Here is a 5,926-nt window from a genome sequence, read left to right on the forward strand (position 1 = left end):
ATTTGATGCGCCTTATCGTATTATGTTCCTGCTTTAACTGATTGAGCCAATAAGAAGCTTGCAAAGCATAAAGTAATCTCGTCCGCTCAAAATTGTATTTTTACTCCTAAAGTTCCTCATAAACTCTTCACCATGAAATAACATAAGTTGCTCGATACTAGGTTGTAAATCTAAATAAAGGAGTCGTAAAAAATGAATGCAAATTTAAAGTGTTTATCATTAGCAACTGTTTTAGGCATTTCTCTTTTTAACTTCATCGGGACAAGCAAAGCAGAAGCAACAGAGGTAAAGACTTTATTGCCTATCGAGACAAAAGCACTTTCTCAGAATGAAATTGAGGCTAAAAAGGCTGAAATTGCAAACCATATCAAGATTTTTGATGAGAACAATAAAGAGATTCATCCTTATACAACCGAAGAGCTGAAATCTATGATTAGACTTGCAGAAGAGCAGCCTGGAGACAATTCATTGGGGATATTGAAGAAATCCTATTCATCGGGATATTTCGATTTCAGTTCTAACATTTGGCTTGGTGGAGGACCAGGCAGATATGGAAAAAGCTTTAAAGATCCTAAAACTCTTATCATAGCTTATAAAGGAACAGCAAAAGCATTTGCTGTAGCCGCATATTATGATAATGGAAAAGGGGGGCCAGCTGGTCAAGCCAAAAAAGTTTCAATACCGGGTGGTTGGAAAGGTGAATTTCATATGAATTGGAATTTAAAAAAAGGCAAAAGCTATCGTTTTAAATTCACAAATGAAGCAGGCTTTGATAAGGTGATTACAATAAAAAAAGCTACTCTGTGGTACAACTAACTTTAAATGAAAAAAGCAGACCCGTTAAGGTCTGCTTTTTTCTTGCAAATACTTTTGATGTTCTTTTTTCAATTTATTAATATCGTCTTTGAATATTACAACGTCATATTTTTTCTTTGATTTCTCAGACAGGTTATCGTTTAAATATTCACGAAGCTTTGTATCACTTTTGCTTTGATCCATTCCTATTGTAATTACCGGATCAGTTTGTCCAATTTCAAAACTAAATAAACCAAATTCATCCCACGCGCTCTCCAATACTTCAGCCGTTGTTTTTTCTTCCGTTTCAGTAGCATATGAAGCTGTATTAAACATTAACAAAAAAGAAGCTAAGACCAAGAATCCAATGAATCTTTTTTTCATTACCCCGCCCCCTTTTTTAGAAATATCTTCCTAACAAGTATATCATGTCTAGCATTTGAAATCCCATAGAAGTTTTAAATAAACTAAAGAGATACCTCGTATTTAAAAAAGAAGGCAACCGCTAGGCTGCCAAACCAAAGCGATGAAATGCTACGGAGACTTTCAGTTAAAAGGCGATTACGCCTGATGGCCGCCCACAAGCTTAGCTCGCTTTAGAGCAGTTCCAGCTGTGGTATAAGAAATAGCTCTTAAAATCGCATCTGAGCCGTATTTTTCCCTAATGGAATCCATAACATGGCCAAGCTGACGTTGTTTTTCTTCTCCTTCTTCAAAAAGGGACATCTGAAATTGGTTATCGTCAACGACGTTGCCTAGTGTAACTGACAAGCTCCTTACCGTTTGGCCTTGGTAAAACTTCTTAAACAGCACAAGGCTTGTTTTATAAATTTTCATAGTGTTATTAGTTGGTTGATCTATTGTTAAAGACCGATTAAAGCCACCGCCGCCTATGCTGTGACTATAACCTATTCCTAAATGAATGGTACGGCCAGCTTTTTTCGCCTTTCTAGCCCGCCTAGCAACTTCCTCACACATTTCCAATAGGACTGATTTAATTTCCGCTTCTTGGTGGTAGTCCCTTAACAATATCTGGCTTTTCCCAAAAGAGATTTGTTCTTGTCTCACCGGCGTTCCCATATCACTAAGATCTATCCCATGAGCATGATAATAGATCTGGCTTCCCATGATGCCGAAACGTTTCTCTAAAAGCTTTAGAGGATAGTTTGCAAGCTGACCTACAGTAGAAATCCCCATTCGATTCAGATTCCTTTCCATACGCTTTCCTATGCCCCACATTTCCGATAATGGGCGAACTGGCCATAATCATTTTGTAATCTTTTCGCTAAATCCATCGGTGTCCCCCATAGCCTCTTCAGATGATCGCATCGAATTATACTCTCATCAATACTATAGGTAAGGATATCTTCAGGTGCAGCAAATTGATAAAACAAATGAGTTATATGAGTTGACAGTTTAATAAACAGCCGCATCTGAGGATTTACTATGTGAATTTCAGGGTGATCAGGAATTTCATAAAGGCGAGAACCGGTTTTAATACCAAATCGTTTTTTTAAAGACGGTGACGCAGCTAAAACAACACTTCCTGATCGTTCCGTATCCCCAACCACCGCAAGATAGCATTTCATGGGATCAAGGCCAAGCATAACTGCAGATGCACTGGCATAAAAGCTGCGCATATCTACGGTTAAAAAAGTACGTTTAGGGAGACTATCATAGTCAATCATAAAACTTTTCTCCATCTGCAAACTCCACATTGATTAAATTATCCACTGAAACAGCCTTAATAAGCCCGTCATTCGTTTTTATTAATATCTGCCTGTCAATGTGCTTAAAGGTACTCACAAAACCTGTGAGAGATGAAATAAAGCCATTCTCGAAATAAGAGATATTTAAAAGATGTTTGCCTTGTTCTGCCCTCAGTATTGTAAAAGCCATTTCCTCAATTTGTTGTTCATCATTTTTGGGGCGCTTCATTTTTTCCATTTCAAGATTAAGCTGCTTTAACATTTCATTGTGTTCCGGTAACATCATAGAAGTTGACCATTTCATTAAACCCCGATCCTTTATCACTTGATCCACACCTTCTCATATTTTTGATTCTATATTACCAGAACATACGTTCCTTTAGTACAAGAAAGTTTTTCCTGAATGCTGCCGCATCACTACTCTCTAAAAACTGCCCGCGCGTTCCTTCAGCTGCAGTTCTTCGCTGCCGATGCAGAATCGCCCAGGGATGCGGACGCCGTTCGCCCCCGTTGCCCTGGACCCGGCGGGTCTTCCGGAAACAGACGTGCTCCTTCAGCTGCTGTTCTTCGCCGCCGGTGCTGCAATAGCCGGGATGCAGGCGCCGATCGCCTGCTTTGCCCTGGCCCCGACGGGTCTTCCGGAAACAGACGCACTCCTTCAGTTGTAGTTCTTCGCCCAGATGCTGCCATCGCACAGGGATGCGGGCCCCGATCGCCCGCGTTCCCCTGGTTACACTTTCTTCACAAAAAAAGCACCTGAAAACTTCAGGTACTTTTACTTTAATTAATATTATTCTTTTTTGCTTCTTTCTCTTTTCTCATTAGAATAAACTCATCATCTAATCGAGCCATTTCCCATTTGTAAAAATATTTCCTTCCGGTTATACCAAATAGAGTTTTGGAATTAAATACTCTATAAATACAGTCCTCCGCTATATTCTTTGGAATTAAGGCCATACGAATTACATGTTTATCATGTTTAGCAGTAAGGTACTTATCCAAATACTTACCCTTTCGATCTTCCTTATTTAACTCTTCAATAGCATGTAAATCATTTATGTCGTACTTCCGATCAAATGATATTTGATGGCTATATTTTTTTCTGGTGTTATCAAGCATGTCATCCAAAACTTTAGCATCAAAGGAATATCTCCCTATAAGCTCTCTTTCTATTAATTTATACTGCCGTAAAAACTCCCTTATCCCAATTAAATTTCCCATATGGGTGACTAAAGTCAAACAGGCAATCATACTGACGATAAAACTTAATGCAAACAGGATTCCTGCAGACAAATTTATTCCAATCATATTCAATCCAATTCCTGAAAGTATTGGATATAAAGCTATAAATAAAACCCGCCATACAACTGAAAAAAGAATACTATTCTTAATTTTTTTAATATGTTTTAGATTCTCCATGTCTACCTCTCTTTCCTATCTCTATATATTATTTATCGGTTGATTCCGCTATACCTTCAGCATTTCTCCAAAAGTTGGATTTAACTTTAATTCTATACCAGAGAAAACATTTTTCAAAGTTTAGAAATTAATTCATCAGATAAACCTGCCTCTGAAATAAATTCACGGATAGTCGGAAAACTAAAGTTTTCCTTGATTAAAACGCAGGCATCGAGCCTGCTTAGAGGCTGCTGAAGCAGCCTCTAAAACCTTAAAAGCAGCAGAAAGGCTCCCGTAAAGCCCGGTCGCATTTCCGCAAAACGTATGCCGGCAGCCGCCGGCATGATTAAAATCCTTTTTTAGACGCCTTTTTTGTTTTTGTCCAGCCAAACGCCCCCACCTTGGACAGCTGAAGCTGTCCGGGGGCTTTAGCATGTCACATTCAACATCGGCCATCAACGCGGCGGAAAAGGCACCACCGCGTCGCTAACCGTGTTTCATAAAAGGACGCAAGGGTCAGCTCATTTTTTTGTTAACGGCCGCTGCCGCGAGCACAAATAAATGAGCTTTAACGATCCGTAAAAGGCTGCTGAAGCACCCTTAACGGCCTCGTAAACCCTTGGCGTCCTTTTTGCTGTGAATGCAAATCGGCCTCCGCAAAAACAAAAAAGTCTTAAAAAAAGGACGGCGATCGAAAATGGAATTAACAAAAGTTATCTGGCACACGGAAGATTTAGAATTGGCTTTAGACAATAGGGGCATCAAGTCTACTCAGCAAAATATTGATATTTTGTTAAATGACCCTCATTTTGTTCAAACGTTAAAACAACAGAGTTTAGAATGCGGCAGGGAGATACTGGATGAATTGATTTTATTGTACCAAAAAAAGTTAATTAGGGATGATTCCAACACGACATCATTATGGACATACGGTACGGAAACAAAGCACTTAAAATTTCAGGCCAATGATGTTTGGTTAGAGGATATAGTTGTTACGCTTGGTTTTTCCGATTTATCAGAGTTTGCAACCGACTATTCTTATCACGATTCAAAAAAGGTTTTTACACTGGCACAGAAGGACACTAAAAGTGGCTTAATGATCTTAGGGGGAGACAATGAAGATGAGGCATGATATATCAATCACTACGTTCCAAAGAGAAATAAAAAAAGAGCATGTGACCCCGTCCAAAGAATCACTGCTCCGTATCTTAGATACCTATAAGTATACCACTCTTTCAAAATTATTGAAACAAGGAAATTATGATAAACATTCTGTTCAAACCTTATTGGCCGAGCTTCAAACCGATGGTGAAATCTCCATGTTAGGTGACAAAATTATACGGGTGAAACCCGTCTACTCACTAATAATTATAGGGTTTTTATTCGTCAGCAACCTTCTTATTCCTATTCTTATTAGTTAGTGAGAGATGTCCTCCGACTTCTCTCACTACAAAATACGCCAAAAGGAGTTATAGAATGATCTACGTTAATTTAGCTTATGAGTTGGTAATTCCACTTAAAGGTGATTATGACAACGCACTAAAAAAGCACGGTCAACAGCTTGATGAAAATATGAAAAAACTAGCATTGGAAAGAGTTGAAAAAGACAGTTTGGTTTCATCTTCTTTAAAACTTCTCTGTTATTCAGTAACAAGATTCAACACAAATCGGTAGCAACCAAAAACATACGTGGTTGGGGATGGTCTTCCCTTCTACTTACAAAAACAAAAGGAGCTAACAAGCACATGAACATTTTAAGCAAATTAAACGAAATCACTCAAACAAATAAAAATTTGACTTGTTTCAGCTACAGAATTGAAGACAGAGACGGCATTTTTCCGACGTTAGAAGGCTGTTTAACTGCCGCAAGTGAAGAGGAAGCCAAAAATGAATTACAGGAATATTACGCCTATGAACAAGATACAGAGCCGGATGCCCTTGAAATAACCATTAGACCATGCCATAGAAATTGCCGCGCTATATAGCGCGGCAATTTCGTTACGAAAGGTCGGAAAACTAAAGTT

At 38.7% G+C, this 5,926-nt stretch carries 9 protein-coding genes and 1 pseudogene; 5 read left to right on the forward strand and 5 right to left on the reverse strand.

Annotation, left to right across the window (positions count from 1 at the left end):
• Positions 1-192: 192 nt before the first annotated feature.
• Complete coding sequence (locus tag RTR43_RS25400; RefSeq protein WP_073982235.1) at positions 193-816, forward strand: hypothetical protein; 624 nt, start codon at positions 193-195, stop codon at positions 814-816.
• Positions 817-840: 24 nt separating this feature from the next.
• Here the strand turns inward: RTR43_RS25400 and RTR43_RS25405 are convergent, their stop codons facing one another.
• The 5 genes and pseudogenes from RTR43_RS25405 to RTR43_RS25425 all read right to left on the reverse strand — a co-directional run bounded on the left by RTR43_RS25405 (position 841) and on the right by RTR43_RS25425 (position 4,292).
• The gene (locus tag RTR43_RS25405) at positions 841-1,179 is read right to left on the reverse strand and encodes a YolC/YozM family protein (protein ID WP_073982236.1); all 339 of its coding nucleotides are present in this window, start codon (positions 1,177-1,179) and stop codon (positions 841-843) included.
• 177 nt (positions 1,180-1,356) lie between these two features.
• Positions 1,357-2,483, reverse strand: a pseudogene (locus RTR43_RS25410) (DinB/UmuC family translesion DNA polymerase).
• Positions 2,476-2,808, reverse strand: a complete 333-nt coding sequence (locus RTR43_RS25415) for a YolD-like family protein (RefSeq protein WP_139026663.1) — start codon at positions 2,806-2,808, stop codon at positions 2,476-2,478. The pseudogene RTR43_RS25410 and the gene RTR43_RS25415 overlap by 8 nt, the downstream one beginning before the upstream one ends.
• Positions 2,809-3,284: 476 nt before the next feature.
• A complete protein-coding gene (locus RTR43_RS25420) occupies positions 3,285-3,923 on the reverse strand; it encodes a hypothetical protein (RefSeq protein WP_073982171.1) in 639 nt (212 codons plus the stop codon).
• A 180-nt stretch (positions 3,924-4,103) separates the two neighbouring features.
• Entirely contained in the window at positions 4,104-4,292 is a 189-nt protein-coding gene (locus RTR43_RS25425; protein ID WP_312476818.1) for a hypothetical protein, read from the reverse strand.
• A gap of 307 nt (positions 4,293-4,599) precedes the next feature.
• Between RTR43_RS25425 and RTR43_RS25430 the strand changes: the two genes are divergently transcribed.
• From RTR43_RS25430 to RTR43_RS25445, 4 genes are all read left to right on the forward strand, one after another.
• Positions 4,600-5,034 (forward strand): hypothetical protein, encoded by a 435-nt coding sequence (locus RTR43_RS25430; protein ID WP_139026636.1) that lies wholly within the window; start codon positions 4,600-4,602, stop codon positions 5,032-5,034.
• Entirely contained in the window at positions 5,018-5,323 is a 306-nt protein-coding gene (locus RTR43_RS25435) for a hypothetical protein (RefSeq protein ID WP_073982099.1), read from the forward strand. The genes RTR43_RS25430 and RTR43_RS25435 overlap by 17 nt, the downstream gene beginning before the upstream one ends.
• Positions 5,324-5,378: 55 nt before the next feature.
• Entirely contained in the window at positions 5,379-5,576 is a 198-nt protein-coding gene (locus RTR43_RS25440) for a hypothetical protein (protein ID WP_073982098.1), read from the forward strand.
• A gap of 71 nt (positions 5,577-5,647) precedes the next feature.
• The gene (locus RTR43_RS25445; RefSeq protein ID WP_073982097.1) at positions 5,648-5,887 is read left to right on the forward strand and encodes a hypothetical protein; all 240 of its coding nucleotides are present in this window, start codon (positions 5,648-5,650) and stop codon (positions 5,885-5,887) included.
• Positions 5,888-5,926: the final 39 nt, after the last annotated feature.

The organism is Neobacillus sp. (assembly GCF_031988165.1).
Classification (GTDB): Bacteria; Bacillota; Bacilli; order Bacillales; family Cytobacillaceae; genus Neobacillus; species Neobacillus rhizosphaerae.

Coding starts and splice junctions, on each gene's coding strand:
- RTR43_RS25400 (WP_073982235.1), top strand. CDS start 193: ATGAATGCAAATTTAAAGTGTTTATCATTAGCAACTGTTTTAGGCATT.
- RTR43_RS25405 (WP_073982236.1), bottom strand. CDS start 1,179: ATGAAAAAAAGATTCATTGGATTCTTGGTCTTAGCTTCTTTTTTGTTA.
- RTR43_RS25415 (WP_139026663.1), bottom strand. CDS start 2,808: ATGAAATGGTCAACTTCTATGATGTTACCGGAACACAATGAAATGTTA.
- RTR43_RS25420 (WP_073982171.1), bottom strand. CDS start 3,923: ATGGAGAATCTAAAACATATTAAAAAAATTAAGAATAGTATTCTTTTT.
- RTR43_RS25430 (WP_139026636.1), top strand. CDS start 4,600: ATGGAATTAACAAAAGTTATCTGGCACACGGAAGATTTAGAATTGGCT.
- RTR43_RS25435 (WP_073982099.1), top strand. CDS start 5,018: ATGAAGATGAGGCATGATATATCAATCACTACGTTCCAAAGAGAAATA.
- RTR43_RS25440 (WP_073982098.1), top strand. CDS start 5,379: ATGATCTACGTTAATTTAGCTTATGAGTTGGTAATTCCACTTAAAGGT.
- RTR43_RS25445 (WP_073982097.1), top strand. CDS start 5,648: ATGAACATTTTAAGCAAATTAAACGAAATCACTCAAACAAATAAAAAT.